Source organism: Mycobacterium palustre (genome assembly GCF_002101785.1).
Lineage (GTDB): Bacteria > Actinomycetota > Actinomycetes > Mycobacteriales > Mycobacteriaceae > Mycobacterium > Mycobacterium palustre.
In genome coordinates this window covers 1-23,804 of the sequence record NZ_LQPJ01000067.1, presented here as the reverse complement: position 1 = coordinate 23,804, position 23,804 = coordinate 1, and the positions used below count along the sequence as shown (strand labels likewise).

Below are 23,804 nucleotides of genomic sequence, written 5' to 3'. Positions count from 1 at the left end.
CATATGCGCCGCTCCTCCTCGCTGCTTCGCATCGCATCGTCGCCGGCGGGGGTCATCGATGCCCTCCGTTAAGCATGGAGTCTTTCGGGTCGAACGGGCAGCCGCCCCCTTCGACGTGCGCGACGTATTCGTCGCGGAAATACTTGATCGACGACATCACCGGGCTGGCCGCGCCATCGCCCAACGCGCAGAACGACTTTCCGAGGATTGTGTCGGAGATGTCGAGCAGCTTGTCGAGATCTTCCTGGGTGCCCGCTCCGGTTTCCAGCCGCTTGTAGATCTGGGTCAGCCAGTAGGTTCCCTCCCGGCATGGCGTGCACTTGCCGCACGACTCGTGCTGGTAGAACTCGGTCCAGCGGCGCACCGCGCGAACCACGCAGGTGGTCTCGTCGAAGATCTCGAGCGCCTTGGTGCCCAGCATCGAGCCGGCGCCGCCCACGCCCTCGTAGTCCAGCGGCACGTCGAGGTGCTCGTCGGTCAGCAGCGGTGTCGACGATCCGCCGGGCGTCCAGAACTTGAGCCGGTGCCCCGCCCGCACCCCGCCCGCGTAATTGAGCAACTCCCGCAACGTGATTCCCAGCGGCGCCTCGTACTGGCCGGGCCGGGTGACGTGGCCGGACAGCGAATACAGCGTGAAGCCGGGCGATTTCTCGCTGCCCATCGAGCGGAACCACTCGGCCCCGTTGAGGATGATCGGCGGCACGCTGGCGATGGTCTCGACGTTGTTGATCACCGTGGGGCAGCCGTACAACCCGGCGACCGCGGGGAATGGCGGACGCAGCCGCGGCTGGCCGCGGCGGCCCTCCAGGGAGTCCAGCAGCGCGGTCTCCTCGCCGCAGATGTAGGCGCCGGCCCCCGCGTGCACCACCAGCTCCAAATCGAAGCCGGAGCCGTTGATGTCGCGGCCGAGATAGCCCGCGGCGTAGGCCTCGGCCACCGCGTTTTGCAGGCGGCGCAACACCGGCACCACCTCACCGCGCACGTAGATGAACGCGTGGTTGGCCCGGATCGCGTAGGAGGCGATGATGACGCCCTCGATCAGCACGTGCGGCGTCGCGAACATCAGCGGAATGTCTTTGCACGTGCCGGGTTCCGACTCGTCGGCGTTGACCACCAGGTAATGCGGCTTGGCGGCCGGGCCGGCGTCGCCCTGCGGGATGAACGACCACTTCGTCCCGGTGGAGAAGCCCGCGCCGCCGCGGCCCCGCAGCCCGGAGTCCTTGACGACCCCCAGCACCGCGTCCGGCTCCATCGCCAAGGCTTTCTGCATCGCCTGGTAGCCGTCGTGGCGGCGATAGGTCTGAAGCGTCCACGATTGCGGGTCGTCCCAGAAGCGGGTGATCACCGGCGTCAACGGCGTGGCCTGGGCGGTGGGCGCGGCCATCAGTCGTCCCTCCCAGTCGACGGGGACCCGGGTGCGGGCGGGGCCTCCATCCCGAGCTCCCTGGCTATCCGCAACCCGGCCAACGTCGCGGCGCCCGGGCCGCCCTGGCCCTGGTCGGGGCGCTCGTCGGGCAGGCCGGCCAGGATGCGCGACGTCTCGCGGAAGGCGCACAGGGGCGCCCCGCGGGTCGGCTCCTTCGGGTTGCCCGAGCGCAGCGAGTCGACGAGCTCGCGCGCTGAGTCCGGGGTCTGGTTGTCGAAGAACTCCCAGTTGACCATCACCACCGGCGCGTAGTCGCAGGCGGCGTTGCACTCGATGTGTTGCAGGGTGACCGAGCCGTCGGCGGTGGTCTCGTCGTTGCCGATGCCGAGATGCTCCTTGAGGGCCTCGAAGATGGCGTCGCCGCCCATCACCGCGCACAGCGTGTTCGTGCAGACACCGACCAGGTAATCGCCGGTGGGTCCGCGGCGGTACATCGTGTAAAAGCTTGCCACCGCGGACACTTCGGCGCCGGTCAGGCCCAGCTGCTCGCCGCAGAACTCCAGGCCCGCCGGGGTCAAGTACGAGTCCTCCGATTGCACCAGGTGCAGCAACGGCAGCAGGGCCGAACGCTTGCTCGGGTAGCGGCCCATGATCTCTTTGGCGTCGACCTCCAGCCGGGCCCGCACCTCCGGCGAATACGACTGCGGCGCACCCTCGGTCACGAACGCGTTGGGCTCCTCCGGCGGCGGGCCGAGCCGGATGAACACCGGCTGACCTTGCGGGCCGCTCATCGGTCCACCCCGCCCATGACCGGGTCGATGCTGGCGACGGCGGCGATCAGGTCGGCGACCATGCCGCCCTCGCACATCGCCGCGACCGACTGCAGGTTGGTGAACGACGGATCCCGATAGTGCACCCGATATGGGCGGGTGCCGCCATCGCTGACCATGTGCACGCCAAGCTCGCCGCGGGGCGACTCGACGGCGGTGTAAACCTGGCCCGCCGGAACGCGAATGCCCTCGGTGACGAGCTTGAAGTGGTGGATCAGCGCCTCCATCGAGCTGCCCATGATCTTCGCGATGTGCTCGGGCGAGTTGCCCAAACCGTCGGGGCCCACCTTCAGGTCGGCCGGCCAGGCGATCTTGCGGTCCTCGATCATCGTCGGGCCGGGCCGCAACTTGTCCAGACACTGCTCCACGATCTTGATCGACTCCCACATCTCCTTGACGCGAATGATGTAGCGCCCGTACGCGTCACAGCCGTCGTCGGTGATCACATCGAACTCGTAGTTCTCGTACCCGCAGTAGGGCTCGCTCTTGCGCAGGTCGTGCGGCAGCCCCGTGGCACGCAGGATCGGGCCGGTGACGCCGAGCGCCATGCAACCGGTCAGGTCCAGGTAGCCCACGCCCTCGGTGCGGGCTTTCCAGATGGCGTTCTCGTTGAGCAGGTCGCCCATGTCGCGCAGGGGCTGCTTCAACTGCTCGAGGGCGTTGGCGATCTCGCTTTCCGCGTTGGGCGGCAGGTCCTGGGCCACGCCGCCGGGGCGGATGTAGGCGCTGTTCATCCGCAGGCCGGTGATCGATTCGAACAGGTTGAGCACGATTTCGCGGCCCCGGAACCCGACGAACATCGGTGTCATCGCACCCAGTTCCATGCCGCCGGTCGCCAACGCGACCAGATGCGACGAGATCCGGTTGAGTTCCATCATCATGACCCGGATGACGTTGACGCGCTCGGGTATCTCGTCGGTGATGCCGAGCAGCTTCTCCACGCCGAGGCAGTAGGCGGTCTCGTTGAAAAACGGTGACAGGTAATCCATTCGCGTCACGAAGGTGACGCCCTGTGTCCAGTAACGGTATTCGAGATTCTTCTCGATCCCGGTGTGCAAGTAGCCGATTCCGCAGCGGGCCTCGGTGACGGTCTCGCCCTCGATCTCGAGGATCAGCCGCAGCACCCCGTGGGTGGACGGGTGCTGCGGGCCCATGTTGACGACGATGCGCTCACCCGGGTCCGCGTTGCGGGCGGCCTCGACGACCTGGTCCCAGTCCTGACCGCCCGCGACCAGGACAGTGTCGATGTCGGTGTCGCTCATCAGTTGTAGCCCCTGCGCTCGTCGGGTGGGGGTATCTTGGCGCCCTTGTATTCGACCGGGACGCCGCCCAGCGGGTAGTCCTTGCGCTGCGGATGGCCATGCCAGTCGTCCGGCATCTCGATTCGGGTCAGCGACGGGTGGCCGTCGAAGATGATCCCGAAGAAGTCGTACGTCTCGCGCTCGTGCCAGTCGTTGGTCGGGTAGACCGAGTACAGCGACGGGATGTGCGGATCGCTGTCCGGCGCAGCCACTTCCAGCCGCAGCCGGCGGTTGTGGGTGATCGACTGCAGCGGGTAGACGGCGTGCAGCTCGCGGCCCTTCTCGTTCGGGTAGTGCACCCCGCTGACGCCCAGGCACATTTCGAAGCGCAGCTCGGGTTCGTCGCGCAGCCGCCGGGCGACCTGCGGCAGCAGCTCCCGGCGCACGTGCAGGGTCAGCTCGTTGCGGTAGACCACGACTTTTTCTATCGCGTCGGTGAATTCGACGCCGTCGCGCTGCAGCGCCTCGGCCAGCCGGTCGGCGATGTCGTCGAAGTAGCCGCCGTAGGGCCGGGGGCTGCTGCCCGGCAGCGTGACCTCGCGCACCAGCCGCCCGTAGCCGGAGGTGTCGCCGGTGCCGCGGACCCCGAACATGCCGCGGCGCACGTCGATCACCTCTTCGTCGGGGCCAGGGATGGATCCCCCGACTTCGGTGGCCGCCACCTTCGGGTCGTGTTCGGGGGAGCTCATCGCAGCAGCCCGCGCATCTCGATGGTGGGCCGGGCCCCCAGCGCCGCCTGCTCGGCCTCGGCGATCGCCGTTTCGCGGTTGACGCCGAGCGGCATTTCCTGAATCTTCTCGTGCAGCTTGAGGATTGCGTACAGCAGCATCTCGGGGCGCGGCGGGCAGCCGGGCAGGTAGATGTCGACGGGGACGACGTGGTCGACGCCCTGCACGATCGCGTAGTTGTTGAACATCCCGCCCGACGACGCGCACACCCCCATGGCCAGCACCCATTTCGGCTCGGCCATCTGGTCGTAGATCTGGCGCAGCACCGGGGCCATCTTCTGGCTGACCCGCCCGGCCACGATCATCAGGTCGGCCTGCCGCGGCGTCGCCGAGAACCGCTCCATGCCGAACCGCGCGATGTCGAACCTCGGCCCGGCCGTCGCCATCATCTCGATCGCGCAGCACGCCAGCCCGAACGTCGCGGGCCATAGCGAGTTTTTGCGGACGTAGCCCGCCACCTTCTCGACCGTTGACAGCAGGATGCCACCGGGCAACTGTTCTTCCAGGCCCACGTCTTACCTCAATCCCAGGTCAGGCCGCCGCGGCGCCACACATAGGCGTAGGCCACGAAGACCGTGAGCATGAACACCACCATCTCTACCAGCGCGAACGTGCCCAGCGCGTCGTAGCTGACCGCCCAGGGATACAGGAACACGATTTCGATGTCGAAGACGATGAACAGCATCGCGGTCAGGTAGTACTTCACCGGGAACCGCTGCCCGGCCGTGGCGTTCGGGCCGCTCACCGACGTTTCGGTTGGCTCGATGCCGCACTCGTAGGCCGCCAGCTTCGACCTGTTGTAGCGCCTGGGGCCGACCAGGCTGGCGATCGCCACCGAGCCCACGGCAAAGGCGGTGGCGATCGCGCCCAGCACCAGGATGGGTATGTAGACGTTCAACTCGCTCCAGATCGGTCGTGTGGGCCGCCTTCTCGGCCCACTGAGGGGTGGGCCAGGCGGTGTCCGGGCTGCTGTGACGAACCGGTTCTGTAGCACGTCACAGTGATCTTCAACATAGCGTCGTTACGGGCGACGCACGTGGGCGGGGTGGCGCTAACCGGTAGTTGGGCGTGTGAGATCCGGCACGTTTTCGCGCGCGGGAATCGCGGCGCCACGACGGCGTCGCAAACGGTTGGGCTGTGGCTCTTAGCGAGCGGGGGCGCGCAGCAGCCCCAGGACCGTGCGGCCCAGCACGATGGGGTCGAGCGGATGGGGCACCGCGGCCTCGGCGCGCGACCAGCTGGCCAGCCAGTCGTCGTCGCGACGGCCGGTGAGCACCACGATCGGCGGGCACGTGTCGAGTTCGTCTTTGAGTTGTTTGGCGATCCCCATGCCGCCGGTCGGGGTCGCCTCGCCGTCCAGGATGGCCAGATCGATGCCGCCCTGATCCATGGTGCGGATCACCATGGGGCCGGTCGCCACCTCGACATAGCTCAGCTCCGGCAGGTCGGGGTGCAAATGGGTGCCCAACGCGCGCATCACGTTCTCGCGGGTTTCGGCGTTGTCGCTGTAGACCAGTATCCGCAGGGCGCTGGTGGTGTCGGGCACGCTCAGATGGTACTGGTGCCGCGGCGCGGTTACCGGGGCGCCCGAACGAAGACGGTTTCGGCGGCCGCCGTCGCCGTCGCGCCGACCATGCCGAACCTGTTCCAGCCCAGGCCGAACTGGGACCGAACGACCGTGGTCTCGCCGGAGATTTGGATCGAACCATCCTCGAGCTCGGCGACCGTGACGGGCACGGACAGCGGCGCGGTGACGCCCTTGATGGTGAGGTCGGCCCGCAACTCGGCGGCCCTGCCCTCGGGCGGCCCGTCGGTGGGACGCACCCCGGTGACGACGACGCCGATCTGTGCGAAGCGCTCGACGTCGAAGAAGTCGGCCGAACGCAGGTGCTTGTCGCGGTACCGGATGCCGGTGTTCAGCGACGCGGCGACGATGTCGAGGCGGCCGGAGACCGCGCCCGCGCCCGTGAGCTGCCCACCCCCGCTGAACTCGGTGAAGCGGCCTTTGACGTTCAGCAGCCCCCACGCGTTTTTGACCTTGAAGGTGATGGTCGAGCGGTCGGGAACCAGGTTCCACACGCCGGCCAGGTCAGGATCGGTCAGCAGGGTTTCCAGGGTGCTCATCGAAGCCTCTTTCGTTCGGTCGGTCGAGCAACGGCGCGATCTCGGCGGGGTCGAGGTACTCGTCGATCCGTTCGATCAGCCCGTCGGTCCCGATCCTGATCACGATGCAGACGCGCGGGCAGATCGATTGGCCGGCACGCCCGCGGGCGTGCAGGACGTGCTGCTGAACGAAGCCGCCGTCGAAGAGTCGACGGTCCAGGATCTCATAGCGGCGCTCGGTGGTCGCCGTGACGAACCAGTCGATGACGCGCAGCGCGCGCGGCTTGTCGTCTGTCCTGGCGGGGTCGCGGTGCGCGCCGACCCGCCACACCGCGACGTCGTCGCTCCACAGGCGGGCGACCGCCGCGACGTCGCCCCGCTCGATCGCCGCGAACAGGCGGTCGGCCACGTCCACGATGGCCTTGGCGGTGCGGGTGGGCATGGCTTTCTCCTCATCCGATCGCTATTCGGTTTCGTAGCCGGGATGGGCGACGGCCAGGCGGCGCCGCACCAGCGTGCGCAGGCAGGCGAGGACCTCGTCGGCGCGCCCGTCCATTTCGCCGGCGCGGATGGCGGCGGCCAGCCCGTTTTCGTCGGCGAAACCCAAGCCGGCCAACGCGTCCCGGCATGCCGCCTGCCCCTCGTCCCGCAGCTCGCGCTGCACGATGCGCAACGCGTTGGCGGCCACCCTGGCATGGAAGTTGACCTGTCCGGTGGTCGCCTCGCGCACGTCGGTTTCGAGGAACTCGGCGACGGCGGCCACGAGTTCGGCGGCGACCGGCCGGCCGTAGGCGCCACTCACGGCCGCCGCCCCCTCCGATCGCCCGCCCGTCCCCCTCGCCGCTGCGGGGGGCGCGCCGTCACCGGGCGCGTCGAGCAGTCCGAGCAGGTCCCACTCGGTCTCGCAGACCCGCCGCCCGATCGCCGCCAGCTCCACCGACCGGACCTGGCCGCTCAGGTGCCGCTCCGCCTGGTGGCGGCAGATAATGCCCCAGCGCAGCGTGGCCAGCACCAGCCACCAGTGAAACGTGGCCCGGTCGACGGTCGTCCCGCCGGCCCCCTCGTAGGCTCGCAGGAAACTCTCCACGCTGCCCAGCCCCCCCGCACCCATGCCGGCCGGGGCGCCGAACCGCCAGGCCCGGATGCAGAACCAGGCCAGGTCTTCGTACGGCTCGCCGGCGTGCACCAGTTCCCAGTCGAGCACCGCGGCCAGGTCAGACCCGTCGACGATCAGGTTTCCCATCCGGAAGTCCCCGTGCACCAGGACCGCGTTCGACGGCGGGGACATGCGCCGTCGGTTGGCCGCGAGCCAGCGAAACGCCCATTCGAAGGTGGCGGTGGTGTCGCCCATCGCGTCGAGACGCCCGCGCCACTGGTCCAGTTGGTCGCCGCCGGCCAGTCCCGGGATCCGCGGGTCGGCCCGGTGGATGGCGGCCAGCGCCCGCGCGCACTGCCGCAGCAGCCGCGCGCGGCCCGCGGGCCCGCCGGTGTCGTCGAGCTGACGCTGGATGCGCCGGACGATGGTCTCGCCCTTGATCTCGTCGCAGATCAGGAACGGATTGCCGAGCGCGGCAACGGAATCCTCGGCGGCCAAAATATGGGGGACGGGCGCGCCGGCGGCCGCGGCGGCGGCCTGCGCGCGGGCTTCCAGTTCCATGCCGGCGTGCACGTCGTCGGGCGGGCCCGTGCGCAGGATCAGCGGCCGCCGTTCCTCGCCGACGACGGCGTCGAAGGCCCACGTCGTGCGGCTGGCGCCCCCGGTCAGCGCGCGCAGGTTCTCGATCGCCAGGGCCTCAGAGTCGGCGCCGAGCACCGGGCTCAGCACCGCGGCCAGCCGGTCCTGCAGCGTCACTTCCGGCCGAACTTGAACAGCCGCTGCGCCACCCGGCGGATCTGGATCTCCTCGGCGCCCTCGGTGATCCGGTAGCGGCGGTGGTGGCGGTAGATGTGTTCGAACGGCTCGTGGCGGCTGTATCCGAGGCCGCCGAATACCTGCATGGCCCGGTCGGCGGCGTCGCAGACCAGCCGGTTGGCCCGGTAGTTGGCCATCGACACCTTGTCGGAGACCTCCATGTGGTGGTCGCGGTCCAGGTGCCAGGCCGCGTAGTGCACCAGCAGCCGCACCATCTGGGCCTCGGTCTGCAGCTCGGCCAGGGGCCATTGCACGGCCTGGTTGGCCGAGAGCGGCTTGCCGAACACCGTGCGCCCGGCGGCATATTCGGCGGCGCGGTCGATGCAGTACTGCGCCGCGCCCAGGCTGCTCGCCGCCTGCCGGATCCGGTTCTCGTGCAAGAACGTCTGGGCCACCTCGAGGCCGCGGTCCACCTCGCCGAGCACCGCGTCGGCCGGCACCCGCACGTCGGTCAGCTCGACCTCGCCGTGGTCGGTGGGCATGTTGAACGTCCACCAGTAGTAGGGCACCCGGAAGCCGGGCGCGTCGGTGGGTACCAAAAACGCGGTGATGCCCACGGCCGCGCCCGGCTCACCGGAGGTGCGGGCGAAGACCAGGTCGTGGGTGGCGCGGTGCACGCCGGTGTTGAAGCGCTTGGCGCCGTTGATGACCCAGCCGTCCCCGTCGGGTTCGGCGCGGGTTTCCAGCCAGGTCGCGTCGGAGCCGTGCCCCGGCTCGGTGAGCCCGAAGGCCATGGACCGCTCCCCGGTGATCAGCGCCTCCGACCACAGGCGGCGCTGCTCGTCGGTGCCGAACCGCTCCATCATGATCACCTGCGGGAAGTTTCCGACGATCGACGACTCGTTCTGCAGGTCGTTGTGCAGTCCAAGACCCTTGTGCGCCAAGTGCTCCCGGATGACGGCCATGTCGAGGTTGGTGCCGTCGCGGCCGCCCAGCGAGGCCGGCAGTCCATAGCGCAGCCAGCCCGCCTTGTCGGCGCGCCTGCGCATCTCGGCGAGCAGGTCCTCCCACTCGCGCGTCGGGATGCCGTCGTGCTCCCAGTCGGTGCGGGCGTGTTCGCGGCGCCGGTCGAAGTATTGGATGTTCTCGCGCTCCAGCGGCTTGATCTCGGCCTCGATGAACTCGTCCATCTCGGCGAGCAGCCGCGGAAGGTGTTCTGGCAGAGTGAAATCCACGGTGACAACTCCTTCGGAACGGCTCAGGCGCCGTACAGGGTTTTCTTCCAGACCCTCGACAGGGTGGCGATGGCGTCCTCGTCGCTGATCCGCAGGCCCAGGCCGGACGGTCCGACGACGACGCTGGTGAAGTTCTCGAACAGCAGCGCGATCGCCGCCGCGGTGTGCTGCGGATTGAGTTCGGTTCCGTAACCCTGCTCCTGGGCGCGGCGGACCGAGGCGGCCACGATGTCCATGCCGAAGCGCCGAAATTCGTTCTGGACGTTCGCGAAGCGCCGCTGGGTGGCGGCGAGCTGCGCGACGGCGATCATGATGCCGATGTTCTGCTTGAACATGTCCCAGTAGGCGGTGACCACCGAGGTGAAGAACGCGTCGTCGTCGGGGGAGTCCGGCAAATGCAGGCGCAGCCCGGACGATTCGACGACCTCGTGCAGAAAGGATTCCGCCAGCGCGGCCAGGAGGTCCTCCTTGTCGGCGAAATATCGGTAGAAGACCGCCGGCGACTTGCCGGCCGCCGAGGTGATGTCGGCGAGCGTGGTGCCGTGAAAGCCGCGTTCGGCGAACAGCTTTCGGGCCGCCCGCTCGATGGCCTGCCTGGTCTGGCGGCCCTTGGCGGTCAGCAGCCCGGCGGGCATCAGTCCCGGATCCGGTCGCCGGCGCGCAACAGCGCGCTCGGCAGGTCATGCCCGACAAGCGATCTGGCCACCTCGGCCGCGGCGACGGCGGCGTTCAGGTCGACGTCGACGTCGACGTCGCTGTCGCGCAACAGGTAGACCAGGTCCTCGGTGGCGATGTTGCCGGTGGCGCCGGGCGCGAACGGGCAACCGCCCAGGCCGCCGACCGACGCGTCCAGCCGGGTGACTCCAGAGCCGACCGCCGCGTAGGCGCTGGCCAGCCCGGCGCCGCGGGTGTTGTGGAAGTGCCCGCCCAGCGGCATGTCGCCGATCACCGGGCGCAGTTGCGCGATCAGCGAACTGGTCCGCCGCGGGGTGGTGGTGCCGATGGTGTCGGCGACGCAGAACCGGTCGACGCCCCTCTCGCGGGCGGCCGCGCCGATCTCGAGGACCCTGTCGGGCGGGGTCGGGCCGTCGAAGGGGCAATCCCACGCGGTGGCCACGATGACCTCGACCGTGACACCGGCGTCGTGCGCGATACCGACGATGTCGTCGATCTGCTTGGTGGCCTCGGCGCTGGTGCGCCCGACGTTGGCCCGGCTGAACGCGTCGCTGGCGGCGACCACGTATTCGATCGACCGCAGTCCCGCCGCGACGGCGCGTTTCGCCCCGTTCGGGCTGGCGACCAGGGCCGAGAACTCGATATCGGGGTAGTCGCGCAGGTGCGCGGCGAGCTCGGCGGCGTCGGCCATCGAGGGCACTTTCGACGGCGACACGAAGGCGGTGGCCTCCACCTCGCGGACCCCGGTCGCCGCGACGGCGGCAAGCAGTTCCAGCTTGGCGGCCAACGGGACCGGCTTTTCTATCTGCAGGCCGTCGCGCAGCGACACCTCGCGAATGTCGACGTGCGACGGCGGCGGTCGCGTCATAGCACCCCCTCGGCCCTCAGCCCCTCGAGCTCCGCGGCGGTCTTGCCGAGCAGCCCGATGTAGACCTCGTCGTTGTGCTGTCCCGGCCGGGCGGGGCCGGCGTTGCGGACGCCGCCCGGCGACTCGGACAGCACCGGCACGACGCCCGGGCCCAGCACGTTGCGCCCGACGCGTTCGTCGTAGTGCTGGACCAGCATGCCGCGCGCCCGCAGCTGCGGGTCGTTGACCACCTCGGCGACGGTGTTGATCGGCCCCGCGATCACGCCCGCGGCGCCGAGCGTCTCGATGATCTCGCCCGGTTGCCGCTCGGCGGCCCAGGCGCCGATGATCTTGTCGAGTTCGTCCTGGTTGCGGCCGCGCGCGACGTGCGTGGCGAACCGGTCGTCGGCGGCCAGCTCGGCGCGCCCCATCGCCGCGCACAGGCGCGCGAACACGGTGTCCTGGTTGGCGGCGATGACCACCCACGACCCGTCGGCGCTGCGGTAGATGTTGGACGGCGCGATGCCCTCCAGCCGGGTGCCCGACGGCCCGCGCACCACGCCGCCGACGTCGTAGTCGGGGATGGTGGATTCCTGGACGGCCAAACATGATTCGGTCAGCGCGACGTCGACCACCTGGCCCCGGCCGGTGACGCTGCGGCGGTACAGCGCGGCCAGCGCGCCCTGCGCGCCGAACATGCCGGCCAGGCTGTCGCCTAGCGAGAGCGCCAGCCGGGGCGGCGGCCCGCCCGGGAAGCCGTTGAGGTGCCTCAGCCCGCTGGCGGCCTCGGCCACCGAGGCGTAGCCCGCCTTGGGCGCGTCGGGTCCGGTCTGGCCGTAGCCGGATACCCGGACCAGGATGACGCCGGGGTTGCGCTCACAGAGCACGTCGTAGCCCAGGTTCCATTTCTCCAGCGTGCCCGGCCGGAAGTTCTCGACCACGATGTCGGATTTGTCCACGAGATCCAGGAACAGTTCCCGGCCGCGCGGCCGGCGCAGGTCGAGAGTGACGGCCCGTTTGTTGCGCGCGTGCACCGTCCAGAAGACGCGATGCCCGTCGAGTTCGGCCTGACCCCAGCTCCGCAACGGGTCCGGGGCGCCCGGCGGCTCGACCTTGATGACGTCGGCGCCCATGTCGCCGAGCAGCCGGCCGGCGAACGGCCCGGCGATCAAAGTGCCCAGCTCGAGCACCCTGATCCCGTCCAGCGGGCCGGCAGTCACGGTGCGCCCGCGAAGTCGTGGCGGACCAGCCAGTCGGCGACCATGCCGACCGCGTGACGCAGCTCGTCCCGCTGGTCGGGACCCGCGTAATAGTGTGTGGCGCCGAGGATTTCGTGCATCTCCTTGTCCGGGTGCCCGATCGCTTCGAAGGGGCGACGGGTGTGGCTGGGCGTGCGGGCGTCGTCGGCCAGATTACCGATCACCAGCGCCGGCACCGGCAGCCGGCCACACGGCGTGCCGAAGCGGGCCGGCCGCAGGCGCGGCGCCCCGCTTTCGCGCAGGTGGGCGAAGCATTCCATGGCGGGCGGCTTTCGGCGGCGGGCGATACGAAATTGAAAGTGACTTTACTTTTCGTTTCGGGCGCACACAAGGCCGCGCGTCAGTCACGCACGCGCAGCACGACTTTTCCTTTGGCGGTGCGATTCTCGAGCGACGCGACCGCGGCGGCGGCCTCGGCCAGCGGGTACACCGCCGGCTGCGGCGGGCGGAGCCGGCCCGAGGACAGAAGCTCCTCTAGGCCGGCCCACTGCTCGGCCAGCGCGTGGGGGTGCGACAGTGTCCAGGCGCCCCACCCGACCCCGACCACGTCAAGGTTGTTGAGCAACAACCGATTTACCTTCACGGTGGGGATCTCGCCGCCGGTGAAGCCCACGACCAGCAGCCGCCCGCCGGGCGCCAGGGAGCGCAGCGAATCGGTGAACCGGTCGCCGCCGACCGGGTCGACGACGATGTCGACCCCGCGGCCGTGGGTCAGCTCCTTGACCGCGTCCTTGAACCCCTCGGCCAGCACCACGTCGGTGGCACCGGCCGCCGTGGCGAGCTGGGCCTTCTCCTCGGTGCCGACCACCGCGATGGTGCGCGTCGCCCCGAGCACCGGGGCCAGCCGCAGCGTCGAGGTCCCGATCCCGCCGGCGGCGCCGTGCACCAGCACCGTCTCGCCGGCGGCCAGGCGGCCGCGCACGCTCAGCGCGAAATACACCGTCAGGTCGTTGAACAGCAGCCCGGCGCCGGCCTCGAAGCTCACGTTGTCGGGCAGCTTGAACACGCGGTCGGGCGCCAGCACCGCAACCTCGGCCATGCCGCCGGTGAGCATGGTCAGCCCGACGACCCGGTCGCCGGCGGCCACGTGGGCATCGTCCGGGGCCGAGCGCACCACCCCGGCGATCTCCGCGCCGAGCACGAACGGCGGTTGCGGCCGGTACTGATACAGGCCCCGGGTGAGCAGGGCGTCGGGGAACGCCGCGCCCGCCGCGTGGACGTCGACGACCACGCCGTCACCGGTGGGTTCGGCGACATCCGTCACCTCGATTGCGTCCGGACCGTCGAGCCGAGTCACTTGAACCGCGCGCATGGTCGGACAGCCTACTTTCAGCTCAGAACCCGCCCGCGACCCGCACCACCGCCCGGCCGGAGAACGCGCCGTCGCGCAGCTGGTCCAGCACCCCGATGACGTCCTTGACGTCGACGTCGCTGACCACCGACTCCAGATGGCGGGGCCGCAGCGAATCACCCAGCAGCGCCCACAGTTTGCGGCGCGGGCCGATCGGCAGCTGCACCGAGTCCATGCCCAGCAGGGCCACGCCGCGCAGGATGAACGGCATCACCGTGGTGTGCAGCGCCGCCCCGCCGGTCAGGCCGCTGGCGGCCACCGCGCCGCCGTAATCGACGGCGCTGAGCACGTCGGCCAGGGTCGCGCCGCCCACGCAATCCACCGCCGCCGCCCAGCGCGCCTTGGCCAGCGGCCGCGGTTTGGCGTCCGGGTCTTCGGGCAGCCGCCCGATAACCTCCGCGGCGCCAAGCTCTTTCAGCATCCCGACGGCCTTCTCCTTGCCGCTCGACGCCACCACGCGATAGCCGGCCCCCGCCAGCAGGTCCACGCTGACCGAGCCGACGCCGCCCGAGGCGCCGGTGACGACGACCGACCCGGCGCCGGGTTCGATCCCCCAGTTGATCAGCGCCTGCACGCTCATCGCGGCGGTGAAGCCGGCGGTGCCGATCGCGGCGCCCTCGTGCGGGCTCAACGCGCCCAGCGGCACCACCTGATCGGCGGGCAGCCGGGCGTATTCGGCGTAGCCGCCGTGGTGGCCGGTGCCGATCTGGTATCCGTGCGCCAGCACCTTGTCGCCGACGGCGAAGTCGGGCGAACCCGATTCGACGACCTCGCCCGTGAGGTCGATGCCCGGGACCACCGGGTAGTTGCGCACCACGCCGCCGCCCGGGGTCAGCGCCAGCGCGTCCTTGAAGTTGACGCTCGAATACAGCACCCGGATGGTGACGTCGCCCGGCGGGAGGTCGGAGGCGCTCAGCGTCTCGACCGACGCGGTGATCCGGTCACCGTCTTGGCGCGCGACCAGCGCTTGAAACGTATCCATACCACGACGCTAACCTCATCCCATGGAACGCCTTTCACTCGGTGGCTTATCGGTCTTTGGCATCGACACCCGCGGGCGGCTGGACGCCCTCGCTTCCTGATGCCGCCGCGCGTGCGGCCCGCGACCGCCGCCGATGCCGCCGCGTGCGTCGACATCTACCGCCCCTACGTGCTCGACACCGTCATCTCGTTCGAGACGGAGGTGCCGACGGCCGAGGAGATGGCGGACCGGATAAGCCGCGCCCACGAATGGCTGGTCCTGGAGACCGACGGCGGCGTCGTCGGGTATGCGTATGCGGCGCAGTTCAATCCGCGCGCCGCGTACCGGTGGGCGGTCGAGACGACCATCTACCTCGCGCCGTCGGTGCGGCGCACCGGCGGCGGCCGAATGCTCTACACCGAGCTGCTGCGCCGGCTCGCCGACCGCGGTTTCCGGCGCGCGTTCGCCGGCATCGCCCAGCCCAACGACGCGAGCAACGCGCTGCACAAGGCGTTCGGCTTCCGGCCGGTGGGCTACTACCCGCGCGTGGGCTGGAAGCTGGGCGCCTGGCGCGACGTCGAGTGGTGGCAGCTCGACCTGCTCGGCCCCTCGGACGACGATGCCGAGCCCCCGAGCCCGGTCGCTACTTGAGCTCGAACCCCGGCGCCACGCTTCGCCGAACGTGCTCTCAGGGTGAGATTTTCACCGAATCGTCACCATCAGAGCACGTTGGGCGCACTAGATTTCCGCTACTTGAGCTCGGACGACGACAGGCCCAGCAGCCGGCGCGCCACCACCAGCTGCTGGATCTGCTGGGTGCCCTCGAAGATGTCGAGGATCTTGGAGTCCCGGCCCCACTTCTCCAGCAGTGATTGCTCGGAATAGCCTGTGGTACCTGCCAATTCGACGGTCTTGAGGGTGACGTCGCTGGCCATCCGGCCGGCCTTCGCCTTGCTCATCGACGCCTCTTTGGAGTTGGGGATCTTGTTGTCGGTCTGCCACGCCGCCCGCAGCGACAGCAGATAGGCGGCCTCCCAGTCGGCCTCCATCCGCAAAAACTCGGCCGCGGCCGCGGTCTGGGCGTGCGACGGCTTGTCGTAGGAGATGTCCACCCCGGCCTCGGTCAGGATCTTGCGGATCTCCTCGAGGGCGGCGCGGCCGACCCCGACGGCCATGGCGGCGACGATCGGCCGGGTGTTGTCGAACGTTTCCATCACCCCGGAAAAGCCCTTGCCCGGCTCGATTTCGGGGTTGCCCAGCAGGTTGTCCTTCGGGATGCGCGCGTTGTCGAACCGGATCACCGCGGTGTCGGAACCCTTGATGCCGAGCTTGTGCTCGAGCCGTTCGACCGTGACGCCGGGATGGTCGCGGGGGACGATGAACGACTTGATCGCCGCGCGACCCTTCGACTTGTCCAGCGTCGCCCACACCACGATGTGTGTGGCGCGCGAGCCGGCGGTGACAAAGATCTTCTCGCCGTTGATCACGTACTCGTCGCCGTCGAGGGTGGCGGTCGTCGACACCGCCGCCGAGTCGGAGCCGAAGCCCGGCTCGGTGATGGCCATCGCGGCCCACACCTTGCCCAGCCGTTCCAGCTGTTCGTCGGTGGCGACCGCGGAGATGGCGGCGTTCCCCAGCCCCTGGTAGGGGACCGACAACATCATCGCGACGTCGCCCCAGCTGGCTTCCATCGTCTGCAACAGCGCGGCCATGTTGGCGCCGTTGTGGTTCTTGTCCCTGTCCTCGTCCTCGTCGCGAAGCGATTCGGCCCCGGCGAACGCGACCGATTCGGAAGCCCCCTCGAACAGGTTGATCAGGGTGTCGAGCTCGACGGGGTAGGCGTGTTCCTTCAGGTCGTACTTGCGCGCGATCGGCCGCATCATCTCGGCGGCGCCCTGATGCGTCTTGACGATCACCGATTGCAGCTTGCGGGGCAGTTCCAAATTGATTGCCATGGTTGAACTTTCAGCTCGAATCAGATAACTACGACGCCCTCGGCCACGCCGATGGCCCGCAGGTCGCGGTACCAGCGCTCGACCGGGTGTTCCTTGGTGTAGCCGTGGCCGCCGAGCAGCTGCACGCCGTCCAGGCCGATCTGCATGCCCTTGTCGGAGCCGAGCCGCTTGGCCAGCGCGGCTTCCCGGGTGAACGGGAGGCCCTGTTCGGCGCGGGCGGCCCCGCGCCAGGTGATCAGCCGCAGCCCGTCGAGCTCGATCGCGATGTTGGCGCACATGAAGGCGACGGCCTGACGGTGCGCGATCGGTTCGCCGAAGGCATGGCGTTCCTTGACGTAGGGCACGACGTAGTCGAGCACCGCGTGCGAAGTGCCGACCGCCAGGGCCGCCCAGCCCAGCCGGGACAGCGCGATCGCGTCGGAGTAATCGTCGTCGGTGGCCTCGTCCTCGCCCAGCCGGGCGCTCAACGGGACCGTCACCCCGGACAGCTCCACCTGGCCGAGGGCCGCCGCGCGGATGCCCATGCTCGGATCCGCCTTGACCGTAAGGCCTTTGGTGGAGGACTCGACGATGAACAGCGCCGGTTTGCCGTTGAGCTGAGCGCCGACGATGAAGAGCTCCGCGTCGGCGGCGGCGGGGACCAGCGACTTCACCCCGTCGAGCCGGTAGCCGCTCGGGGTGCGCACCGCCGTGGTCTTGAGCCGGGTGGGGTCGAACAGTGGCTGCGGTTCGGCGATGGCCACGCACCCCTGCGGCACGTTGTCGCCCGCGAACTCCCGCAGGTAGGTCGCCTGCTGATCGCCGCTGCCCCAGTGGGTCAGCGCGGCCGCCACCCCGCCCGGGGCCAGGATCGGCAGCGCCAAACCCATGTCCCCGTAGGCGAGGGCCTCGGCCACCAGCACGTTGGTCACGCTGGAGCGGTGCGCGGCGATGCCCTCGAAGTCCTCGGGGATGTTGATCGCGGTGATGCCCAACTCGGCCGCCTTGGCGATCAGGTCCGACGGGTAGGTCGCGGCCTCGTCGGCGTCGTGAGCCGCCGGCCGCAGCACCTCCTCGGCGAACTCGTCGAGGGTCTCGACGATCATCTTCTGCTCGTCGTCGGGGGTCAGGTCGAAGTAGTCCTTGCCGCTGGACTTGAGCCGGGTCGGCCCGCCGCGCAGGCTCTGGACCCGCTTGAACTGGCGCGAAGCGGCGCCGGCGGTGGAAAAGATCGTCTTGGTGCCGTAGCGCAGGCCCCGGTTGAGTGGGTCACGCAGGTGGTACTTGTCCAAGAACTCCTGGCCGACGAACGGGGTGAGCAGCGCCAGGGTGATGTCGATGCCGGTCCGCTTGTGCGGTTGCAGCCCGACGCCGGTGTTGCGGCCGCGCCGTTTGAAGCGCGACCGGGTGGACGGTGAAGTCTGTTTTGAACCGGAAGCAGTGTCGGTCATTTTCGGCAGCCTCTGTCGTCGGGGCAGTGCGGATGGAACCTATCTTACTCCGGAGTAAGATAAGCGCCAACTTTGTTAATTAACTCACAGAGACTTCGCTTGCAGCCTGCTCAGCACATGCTCGTGCAGCAGGCCGTTGGTTGCCACGGCGCTGCCCCGGTGCGGGCCGGCCGCGCCGTCCAGGCCGGTGAACCTCCCGCCCGCCTCCCGCACCAGGACGTCGAGCGCCGCCAAATCCCACACCGACACCTCGGGTTCGGCGGCGATGTCGACCGCCCCCTCGGCCAGCAGGCAATAGGAAAAGAAGTCGCCGTAAGCGCGCACCCGCCACACCGCGTCGGTCAGCTCGATGAAGCGGTCCCGCAAGCCGCGCTGCGCCCACCCCGACAGGCTCGAAAACGACAGGCTAGCCGAATCAAGTTGTGCCACAGAGGAAACCGATATCCGACGGGGCGGGCCGCCGTCGACCGCGGCGAACGCCCCGCGGCCGCGGGCGGCCCACCACCGGCGCCGCAGCGCCGGCGCGCTGACCACGCCGACGCACGGGACGCCGTCTTCGAGAAGCGCGATCAGGCTGGCCCACACCGGCACCCCGCGCACGAAGTTCTTGGTCCCGTCGATCGGGTCGATGACCCACTGACGCCCGCTCAGCGCGGCGGCCCCGCCGAATTCCTCGCCGAGGATGCTGTCGTTCGCCCGCTCGCGGCCGAGCACGTCCCGCAGCTGCGACTCGACGGCGCGATCGGCGTCGGTCACCGGCGTCAGGTCGGGTTTGGTGTCGATGCGCAGGTCCAGCGCGCCGAAGCGGGCGGCGGTCAGCGCGTCGGCGCGGTCGGCCAGTGCCAGCGCCAGCGCCAAATCGTCGGGTGCCATGGGAGCAGTCCTACCATGGCGGCGTGTGGGAGTTCGGTCTGCTGATCCTGCTGGTCGCGGTCTTGGGGGTGTTCCTCGCGCAGCGGTTCGTGCCGCGCGGGCCGCGCGGTGAGCTGGCCAGCGGCACACTGCTGGTGACCGGCGTCAGCCCGCGGCCGGACGTCACCGGGGAGCAGTACGTCACCATCGCCGGCGTCATCAACGGCCCCACGGTCAGCGAGTACGCGGTGTATCAGCGCATGGCGGTCGACGTCGAGCAGTGGCCGACGATGGGCCAGCTGCTTCCGGTGGTGTATTCGCCCAAGAATCCGGACAATTGGAGGTTCGCGCCGGCCGAACCGCCGGCCCCCTGACCGCCCGCCTCGGCGGTGGTCAAAAGAGAATGTCGGCCCCTGGCCGCGCTTCTGCGGAGGTTTCGGGGGCAAAAGACACGAGCGATTCCACTGAAATCTTCGGCAAGCTGAATCGGTTGCGTGCAAGCGGCGGTGAGCGTAGCGCCCGCGCGCAGCGGTTCATAGGGACCAAAGGCTCCCATTTGTGATTCCAATGCCCCTGGGTCGACTCGCCCGGCATCGATAGCGTGACGGGTGGGCCGGACTGCGTTTTTGGCCTTTCCGGACAGATCGCTTCGTGGGGGCGCGTAGGAGTTCGGGAGGGACGTTGGTGCGGTTCTTTTTGGTCGACGATCACGCGGCGGTGCGGCGCGGCCTGGTCGATCTGCTCGGTGACGACCCCGAACTCCGCTTCGTCGGCGAGGCGGGATCGGTCGCCGAAGCGATGGCCAAGATCCCGGCGGCCGGCCCCGACGTCGCCGTGCTCGACGACCGGCTGCCCGACGGCAACGGCATCGAGCTGTGCCGTGATCTGCTGTCGGCCATGCCCGATCTGCGTTGCATGATCCTGGCGACGTACGCGTCGGACGCGGCGCTGTTATACGCCATCCTGGCCGGCGGCAGCGGATACGTCGTCAAACAGGTCAGGGGCATGGAGCTGGCGTGCGCCATCAAGCAGGTGGGCGCCGGGCGGTCGCTGATCGACAGGCGGGAGGCGGACGCGGCGCTGGGCAAGCTGCGGCGCCTCGGCGACGGCCGTGACGGTCGCCTCGGCCTGAGCGATCGGGACCGAACGTTGCTTGACCTGCTCGGCGCCGGCCTGACCAACAAGCAGATCGCCGAAAAGATGCTGGTGCCCGAGGATTCGGTGAAAACCTACGTGTCGCGCCTGCTGGTCAGGCTGGGCATCGCGCGCCGACTCAGCCGTGGCTGACGCGCAGCAATTCCTCGAGGCTGGGCAGCTTGACCCGGGGCCGCCCGTGCGGCTCGCCGGCCGCCCGCTCGTGGCGGTCGATGACCTGCCAGTGGGCGGAGGTCACCAGTTTCGGCTGGCGCGAAGCCAGCCAGTCCGCCAGCTTGTCGGCGTGATCGTCGGGGAAGTCGGGAAGCGCGCCCTGTCGTTGCGAGCCCGCCAAATCTTGCAGCAGGGTGTCGACGGTCTCCTGTGAGTCCTTCTTGTTGGTGCCGATCACCCCCGTCGGCCCACGCTTGATCCAGCCCACCACATACTCGTTGCGGCTGCCCTCGACCCGCCCACCGGTGTTCGGGATGGTCGCGGTCTTCTCGTCGAAGGGCAGCCCGGGGGTCGGCACGCCGCGGTAACCGACCGACCGCACCACCAACTGCGCCGGCAGCTCCTCGCGCTCGCCGGTGTCCTTGGCCGAAACCCGCCCGGTCTCGTCGGTGACCAGCTCGTTGCGGCCCAGCACGATGCTCTGCACCCTGCCGTCGCCCTTGATCTCGATCGGCGAGGTCAAGAACCGGAAGACGATTCGACGGTGGCCGGGCCGCGGCGCGCGTTGTGAGTAGTCGCGCAGCACCTTGATGTTCTGCTTGGTCGTCTTGCCCGCCGCCTCGGCGTCCTCGTCGGTGATTCCCTCCAACTGCGCCGGGTCGACGATCACGTCGACGCGTTCCAAGTCCGCCAGCTCGCGCAGCTCCAGCGTGGTGAACGCGGTTTGCAGCGGCCCGCGCCGCCCGATGATCACGACCTCGTCGACGGCGCACGGCCGCAGCGACTCCAGCGCGTGGTCGGCGATGTCGGTCAGCGACAGCACGTCGGGATCGGTCACCAGGATGCGCGCGACGTCCAGCGCCACGTTCCCGTTGCCGACGACGACCGCGCGGGCGCCGGACAGATCGGGTGTCGCCTTCTGGAAATTCGGGTGCGCGTTGTACCAGCCGACGAAGTCGACGGCGGAGATGCTGCCCGGCAGGTCCTCCCCGGGGATGTTCAGCGCGCGGTCCGACTGCGCGCCGACGGCATAGACGACGGCGTGGTAGCGCTCGGCGAGCTCTTCGGCCTCGACGTGCTCGCCGACCACCACGTTGCCGAAGAAGCGGAAGCGGGGATCCTCGGCGGTCTTTTCGAATTGCTTGCTGATCGATTTGATCTTGGGGTGGTCGGGCGCGACGCCGGAGCGCACCAGCCCCCACGGGGTCGGCAGCATCTCGAGCATGTCGACGGCCACGTCGATGTCGTCGGACGCGTCGGCCGCCTTCAGCAGCGATGCCGCCGCGAAGAAACCCGACGGCCCGGAGCCAACGATCGCGACATGGTATGAGCGCATTGCGTGGGCCTTCTGTTCGTACCGGGCTGCGCGCAAAGGGGGCTGGGCGTCGCAGCGGGACTACACGTACTCGTCACTCGATGCTAAACGCTCAGCGACGACGTTGACCTGAGCCTTCGACGCCCGGCATGGCGCCGGTAACGTGGGCGGCTGTGGAACCCGACCGTCAAGCCGACATAGCAGCCCTCGACTCCACCCTGACCACGGTGGAGCGCGTGCTCGACGTCGACGGTCTGCGCAGCCGCATCGAGAAGCTCGAGCAGGAGGCGTCGGATCCCAAACTGTGGGACGACCAGGCGAACGCGCAGCGGGTGACCAGCGAGTTGTCACACGCCCAGGGCGAGTTGCGGCGCGTCGAGGAGCTGCGGCGGCGCCTCGACGACCTGCCGGTGCTCTACGAGCTGGCGGCCGAGGAGGGCGAGGGCCCGAGCGGCGCCGCCGCCCGGGCCGAGGCCGACGCCGAACTCAAGGCGCTGCGCGCCGATATAGAAGCCGCCGAGGTGCGCACGCTGCTGTCGGGGGAGTACGACGAGCGCGAGGCGCTGGTCACCATCCGTTCCGGCGCCGGCGGCGTGGACGCCGCGGACTGGGCCGAGATGCTGATGCGGATGTACATCCGCTGGGCCGAGCAGCACAAATACCCGGTCGAGGTGTTCGACACCTCCTACGCCGAGGAGGCCGGCATCAAGAGCGCCACCTTCGCGGTGCATGCCCCGTTCGCCTACGGCACCTTGTCGGTCGAGCAGGGCACCCACCGGCTGGTGCGGATCAGCCCGTTCGACAACCAGAGCCGGCGCCAGACTTCGTTCGCCGAAGTCGAGGTGCTGCCGGTGGTGGAGACCACCGATCACATCGACATCCCGGAAGGCGACGTGCGAGTCGACGTCTACCGCTCCAGCGGTCCGGGCGGCCAGTCGGTGAACACCACCGACTCGGCGGTTCGTTTAACCCACCTCCCGACGGGTATCGTCGTGACTTGTCAGAACGAAAAATCGCAGCTGCAGAACAAGGTTTCGGCAATGCGAGTGCTCCAGGCAAAACTGTTGGAGCGCAAGCGATTAGAAGAACGGGCCGAGTTGGACGCCTTGAAAGGTGAAGGCGGCAGCTCCTGGGGAAACCAGATGCGCTCGTACGTGCTGCACCCCTATCAGATGGTCAAGGATTTGCGAACCGAGTACGAGGTGGGCAATCCGGCCGCTGTTCTCGACGGAGACATCGACGGGTTCCTAGAAGCGGGAATCCGGTGGCGCAACCGAAAAGATGACGACTAACACCACCTTTGTCGCTTACACGCAGGCCGTCGGCTGGCACGAATTCTGGCACGGCGCCGCCGGGCAATGGATCATCACCCGCGGCCTGCGGATCGCGATGGTGCTGATCGCCGCGGTACTGGCGGCGCGCTTCGTCAACTGGGTCGCGCAGCAGGTGACCCGGCAACTCGACGAGGGCTTCGCCGAAAGCGACGCGTTGGTGCGCTCGGAGGCGACCAAGCACCGCCAGGCCGTCGCGTCGGTGATCTCCTGGGTGTCGGTCGTCATCATCGGCATCTGGGTCATGCTGCAAATCGCCGATATCCTGCGGTTTTCGGTGAGCGGTCTGGTGGCGCCGGCCACGGTGGTGGGCGCGGCGCTGGGTTTCGGCGCCCAGCAGCTGGTGCGGGACCTGCTTTCGGGGTTCTTCATCCTGGTGGAAAAGCAGTACGGGTTCGGCGACCTGGTCACCCTCACCGTCGTCTCCGCCACCGAAGCCAGCGGCACGGTCGAGAACGTGACGTTGCGGGTGACCCGGTTGCGCTCACCGGACGGCGAGGTGCTCACCATTCCCAATGGGCAGATCGTCAAGGTGGTCAACCTGTCCAAGGATTGGGCGCGCGCCGTGGTGGACGTCCCGGTCTCGACCAGCGCCGACCTCAACCGGGTCAACGAGGTCTTGCACCAAGAATGCGACCGTGCCATGGACAATCCGGTGCTGGGCGAACTGCTGCTGGATTCCCCCACGGTCATGGGCGTGGAAAGCATCCAGCTCGACACGGTCACCCTGCGTATCGTCGCCCGCACCCTGCCCGGCAAGCAGTTCGAGGTGGGCCGCCAATTGCGGGTGCTGGTCATTCGCGCGCTGGCCCGCGTCGGGATCGTGACCGCGGCCGATGCCAAGGTGGGGCTGGTCGAGGATCCCTCGGTCCCCGCCGCCCATGCCGCTGAAGAGCAAGCCAAAGCAGCGGATGCGGACCAGGACGCGACGGTGCAGCGGCGGTGAAGTTCACCGTAAGCATCCTCGAGAAACGCCACGGGGGTAAGGGGCGCTGGAGCCACCTCTTCGGCGGGCGCATGCGCACCTCAACGGTCGTGCTGATCCTGGTCTTCCTCGCGCTGTGGTGGGTTTACGACACCTACCCGCCCGAACCGGCCCCCAAGC

Annotated in this window: 26 protein-coding genes and 1 pseudogene; 6 read left to right on the top strand and 21 right to left on the bottom strand. The window is 69.2% G+C overall.

Annotation, left to right across the window (positions count from 1 at the left end; genetic code table 11):
* Positions 1–52: 52 nt before the first annotated feature.
* From nuoF to AWC19_RS05910, 17 genes and pseudogenes are all read right to left on the bottom strand, one after another.
* Positions 53–1,384, bottom strand: a complete 1,332-nt coding sequence (nuoF, locus tag AWC19_RS05990) for an NADH-quinone oxidoreductase subunit NuoF (RefSeq protein WP_085077163.1) — start codon at positions 1,382–1,384, stop codon at positions 53–55.
* A complete protein-coding gene (gene nuoE / locus AWC19_RS05985) occupies positions 1,384–2,157 on the bottom strand; it encodes an NADH-quinone oxidoreductase subunit NuoE (protein WP_085077162.1) in 774 nt (257 codons plus the stop codon). Before nuoE ends, nuoF begins: the two co-directional genes overlap by 1 nt.
* Positions 2,154–3,458 carry an NADH dehydrogenase (quinone) subunit D gene (nuoD, locus tag AWC19_RS05980; protein WP_085077161.1) on the bottom strand — a complete coding sequence of 435 codons (1,305 nt, stop codon included), beginning with the start codon at positions 3,456–3,458 and terminating at the stop codon, positions 2,154–2,156. Before nuoD ends, nuoE begins: the two co-directional genes overlap by 4 nt.
* The gene (locus AWC19_RS05975; protein WP_085077160.1) at positions 3,458–4,186 is read right to left on the bottom strand and encodes an NADH-quinone oxidoreductase subunit C; all 729 of its coding nucleotides are present in this window, start codon (positions 4,184–4,186) and stop codon (positions 3,458–3,460) included. Before AWC19_RS05975 ends, nuoD begins: the two co-directional genes overlap by 1 nt.
* A complete protein-coding gene (locus AWC19_RS05970; RefSeq protein WP_085077159.1) occupies positions 4,183–4,737 on the bottom strand; it encodes a NuoB/complex I 20 kDa subunit family protein in 555 nt (184 codons plus the stop codon). The genes AWC19_RS05975 and AWC19_RS05970 overlap by 4 nt, the downstream gene beginning before the upstream one ends.
* An 8-nt stretch (positions 4,738–4,745) precedes the next feature.
* Complete coding sequence (locus AWC19_RS05965; RefSeq protein WP_085077158.1) at positions 4,746–5,123, bottom strand: NADH-quinone oxidoreductase subunit A; 378 nt, start codon at positions 5,121–5,123, stop codon at positions 4,746–4,748.
* 246 nt (positions 5,124–5,369) lie between these two features.
* Positions 5,370–5,771 carry an Rv3143 family two-component system response regulator gene (locus AWC19_RS05960; protein WP_142281020.1) on the bottom strand — a complete coding sequence of 134 codons (402 nt, stop codon included), beginning with the start codon at positions 5,769–5,771 and terminating at the stop codon, positions 5,370–5,372.
* Between the two features lie 29 nt (positions 5,772–5,800).
* Positions 5,801–6,349 carry a YceI family protein gene (locus tag AWC19_RS05955; protein ID WP_085077157.1) on the bottom strand — a complete coding sequence of 183 codons (549 nt, stop codon included), beginning with the start codon at positions 6,347–6,349 and terminating at the stop codon, positions 5,801–5,803.
* On the bottom strand, positions 6,315–6,770 hold the full coding sequence (locus AWC19_RS05950) for a nuclear transport factor 2 family protein (RefSeq protein WP_085077156.1): 456 nt from the start codon (positions 6,768–6,770) through the stop codon (positions 6,315–6,317). Before AWC19_RS05950 ends, AWC19_RS05955 begins: the two co-directional genes overlap by 35 nt.
* A gap of 21 nt (positions 6,771–6,791) precedes the next feature.
* Positions 6,792–8,174 carry a phosphotransferase family protein gene (locus tag AWC19_RS05945; protein WP_169718082.1) on the bottom strand — a complete coding sequence of 461 codons (1,383 nt, stop codon included), beginning with the start codon at positions 8,172–8,174 and terminating at the stop codon, positions 6,792–6,794.
* 2 nt (positions 8,175–8,176) lie between these two features.
* Positions 8,177–9,415 carry an acyl-CoA dehydrogenase family protein gene (locus AWC19_RS05940; RefSeq protein WP_085077154.1) on the bottom strand — a complete coding sequence of 413 codons (1,239 nt, stop codon included), beginning with the start codon at positions 9,413–9,415 and terminating at the stop codon, positions 8,177–8,179.
* Between the two features lie 23 nt (positions 9,416–9,438).
* Complete coding sequence (locus AWC19_RS05935) at positions 9,439–10,050, bottom strand: TetR/AcrR family transcriptional regulator (protein ID WP_085077153.1); 612 nt, start codon at positions 10,048–10,050, stop codon at positions 9,439–9,441.
* Positions 10,050–10,958 carry a hydroxymethylglutaryl-CoA lyase gene (locus tag AWC19_RS05930; protein ID WP_085077152.1) on the bottom strand — a complete coding sequence of 303 codons (909 nt, stop codon included), beginning with the start codon at positions 10,956–10,958 and terminating at the stop codon, positions 10,050–10,052. Before AWC19_RS05930 ends, AWC19_RS05935 begins: the two co-directional genes overlap by 1 nt.
* Positions 10,955–12,157, bottom strand: coding sequence for a CaiB/BaiF CoA transferase family protein (locus AWC19_RS05925; protein WP_085077151.1), 1,203 nt, complete (start codon positions 12,155–12,157; stop codon positions 10,955–10,957). The genes AWC19_RS05930 and AWC19_RS05925 overlap by 4 nt, the downstream gene beginning before the upstream one ends.
* Positions 12,154–12,372, bottom strand: a pseudogene (locus AWC19_RS05920) (alpha/beta hydrolase); the annotation flags it as partial. The gene AWC19_RS05925 and the pseudogene AWC19_RS05920, both read right to left, overlap by 4 nt.
* Before the next feature lie 164 nt (positions 12,373–12,536).
* Positions 12,537–13,508, bottom strand: a complete 972-nt coding sequence (locus AWC19_RS05915) for an NADPH:quinone oxidoreductase family protein (protein ID WP_085077150.1) — start codon at positions 13,506–13,508, stop codon at positions 12,537–12,539.
* Between the two features lie 22 nt (positions 13,509–13,530).
* Positions 13,531–14,529, bottom strand: coding sequence for an acrylyl-CoA reductase family protein (locus tag AWC19_RS05910; RefSeq protein ID WP_085077149.1), 999 nt, complete (start codon positions 14,527–14,529; stop codon positions 13,531–13,533).
* A 111-nt stretch (positions 14,530–14,640) separates the two neighbouring features.
* Between AWC19_RS05910 and AWC19_RS05905 the strand changes: the two genes are divergently transcribed.
* Positions 14,641–15,159 carry a GNAT family N-acetyltransferase gene (locus tag AWC19_RS05905; RefSeq protein WP_372508542.1) on the top strand — a complete coding sequence of 173 codons (519 nt, stop codon included), beginning with the start codon at positions 14,641–14,643 and terminating at the stop codon, positions 15,157–15,159.
* A 98-nt stretch (positions 15,160–15,257) separates the two neighbouring features.
* Here AWC19_RS05905 and AWC19_RS05900 read toward each other — a convergent pair whose 3' ends face one another.
* The 3 genes from AWC19_RS05900 to hisN all read right to left on the bottom strand — a co-directional run bounded on the left by AWC19_RS05900 (position 15,258) and on the right by hisN (position 18,766).
* The gene (locus AWC19_RS05900) at positions 15,258–16,463 is read right to left on the bottom strand and encodes an acyl-CoA dehydrogenase family protein (protein ID WP_085077147.1); all 1,206 of its coding nucleotides are present in this window, start codon (positions 16,461–16,463) and stop codon (positions 15,258–15,260) included.
* 20 nt (positions 16,464–16,483) lie between these two features.
* Positions 16,484–17,893, bottom strand: coding sequence for an acyl-CoA dehydrogenase family protein (locus AWC19_RS05895; protein ID WP_085077146.1), 1,410 nt, complete (start codon positions 17,891–17,893; stop codon positions 16,484–16,486).
* 84 nt (positions 17,894–17,977) lie between these two features.
* Positions 17,978–18,766 carry a histidinol-phosphatase gene (hisN, locus tag AWC19_RS05890; protein ID WP_085077145.1) on the bottom strand — a complete coding sequence of 263 codons (789 nt, stop codon included), beginning with the start codon at positions 18,764–18,766 and terminating at the stop codon, positions 17,978–17,980.
* A gap of 23 nt (positions 18,767–18,789) precedes the next feature.
* Between hisN and AWC19_RS05885 the strand changes: the two genes are divergently transcribed.
* Together AWC19_RS05885 and AWC19_RS05880 are read left to right on the top strand one after the other, a co-directional pair.
* A complete protein-coding gene (locus AWC19_RS05885) occupies positions 18,790–19,119 on the top strand; it encodes a hypothetical protein (protein WP_085077144.1) in 330 nt (109 codons plus the stop codon).
* A gap of 307 nt (positions 19,120–19,426) precedes the next feature.
* A complete protein-coding gene (locus AWC19_RS05880; protein ID WP_085077143.1) occupies positions 19,427–20,032 on the top strand; it encodes a response regulator transcription factor in 606 nt (201 codons plus the stop codon).
* Here the strand turns inward: AWC19_RS05880 and AWC19_RS05875 are convergent.
* A complete protein-coding gene (locus AWC19_RS05875) occupies positions 20,019–21,389 on the bottom strand; it encodes an FAD-dependent oxidoreductase (RefSeq protein ID WP_085077142.1) in 1,371 nt (456 codons plus the stop codon). The two genes, AWC19_RS05880 and AWC19_RS05875, sit on opposite strands and share 14 nt — an antisense overlap.
* Before the next feature lie 152 nt (positions 21,390–21,541).
* On the opposite strand from AWC19_RS05875, the gene prfB reads away from it, so the two are divergent.
* The 3 genes from prfB to AWC19_RS31725 all read left to right on the top strand — a co-directional run.
* Positions 21,542–22,660 carry a peptide chain release factor 2 gene (prfB, locus tag AWC19_RS05870; protein ID WP_085077141.1) on the top strand — a complete coding sequence of 373 codons (1,119 nt, stop codon included), beginning with the start codon at positions 21,542–21,544 and terminating at the stop codon, positions 22,658–22,660.
* Positions 22,650–23,645 (top strand): mechanosensitive ion channel family protein, encoded by a 996-nt coding sequence (locus AWC19_RS05865; protein ID WP_085077140.1) that lies wholly within the window; start codon positions 22,650–22,652, stop codon positions 23,643–23,645. Before prfB ends, AWC19_RS05865 begins: the two co-directional genes overlap by 11 nt.
* On the top strand, positions 23,642–23,804 hold a 163-nt coding region (locus AWC19_RS31725; protein ID WP_483869931.1), incomplete at its 3' end, for an Rv3103c family proline-rich protein. The genes AWC19_RS05865 and AWC19_RS31725, both read left to right, overlap by 4 nt.

Coding starts and splice junctions, on each gene's coding strand:
- AWC19_RS05875 (WP_085077142.1), bottom strand. CDS start 21,389: ATGCGCTCATACCATGTCGCGATCGTTGGCTCCGGGCCGTCGGGTTTC.
- AWC19_RS05935 (WP_085077153.1), bottom strand. CDS start 10,050: ATGCCCGCCGGGCTGCTGACCGCCAAGGGCCGCCAGACCAGGCAGGCC.
- AWC19_RS05950 (WP_085077156.1), bottom strand. CDS start 6,770: ATGCCCACCCGCACCGCCAAGGCCATCGTGGACGTGGCCGACCGCCTG.
- AWC19_RS05930 (WP_085077152.1), bottom strand. CDS start 10,958: ATGACGCGACCGCCGCCGTCGCACGTCGACATTCGCGAGGTGTCGCTG.
- AWC19_RS05900 (WP_085077147.1), bottom strand. CDS start 16,463: ATGGCAATCAATTTGGAACTGCCCCGCAAGCTGCAATCGGTGATCGTC.
- AWC19_RS05915 (WP_085077150.1), bottom strand. CDS start 13,508: ATGCGCGCGGTTCAAGTGACTCGGCTCGACGGTCCGGACGCAATCGAG.
- nuoE (WP_085077162.1), bottom strand. CDS start 2,157: ATGAGCGGCCCGCAAGGTCAGCCGGTGTTCATCCGGCTCGGCCCGCCG.
- AWC19_RS05975 (WP_085077160.1), bottom strand. CDS start 4,186: ATGAGCTCCCCCGAACACGACCCGAAGGTGGCGGCCACCGAAGTCGGG.
- AWC19_RS05895 (WP_085077146.1), bottom strand. CDS start 17,893: ATGACCGACACTGCTTCCGGTTCAAAACAGACTTCACCGTCCACCCGG.
- AWC19_RS05955 (WP_085077157.1), bottom strand. CDS start 6,349: ATGAGCACCCTGGAAACCCTGCTGACCGATCCTGACCTGGCCGGCGTG.
- AWC19_RS05910 (WP_085077149.1), bottom strand. CDS start 14,529: ATGGATACGTTTCAAGCGCTGGTCGCGCGCCAAGACGGTGACCGGATC.
- hisN (WP_085077145.1), bottom strand. CDS start 18,766: ATGGCACCCGACGATTTGGCGCTGGCGCTGGCACTGGCCGACCGCGCC.
- nuoD (WP_085077161.1), bottom strand. CDS start 3,458: ATGAGCGACACCGACATCGACACTGTCCTGGTCGCGGGCGGTCAGGAC.
- nuoF (WP_085077163.1), bottom strand. CDS start 1,384: ATGGCCGCGCCCACCGCCCAGGCCACGCCGTTGACGCCGGTGATCACC.
- AWC19_RS05865 (WP_085077140.1), top strand. CDS start 22,650: ATGACGACTAACACCACCTTTGTCGCTTACACGCAGGCCGTCGGCTGG.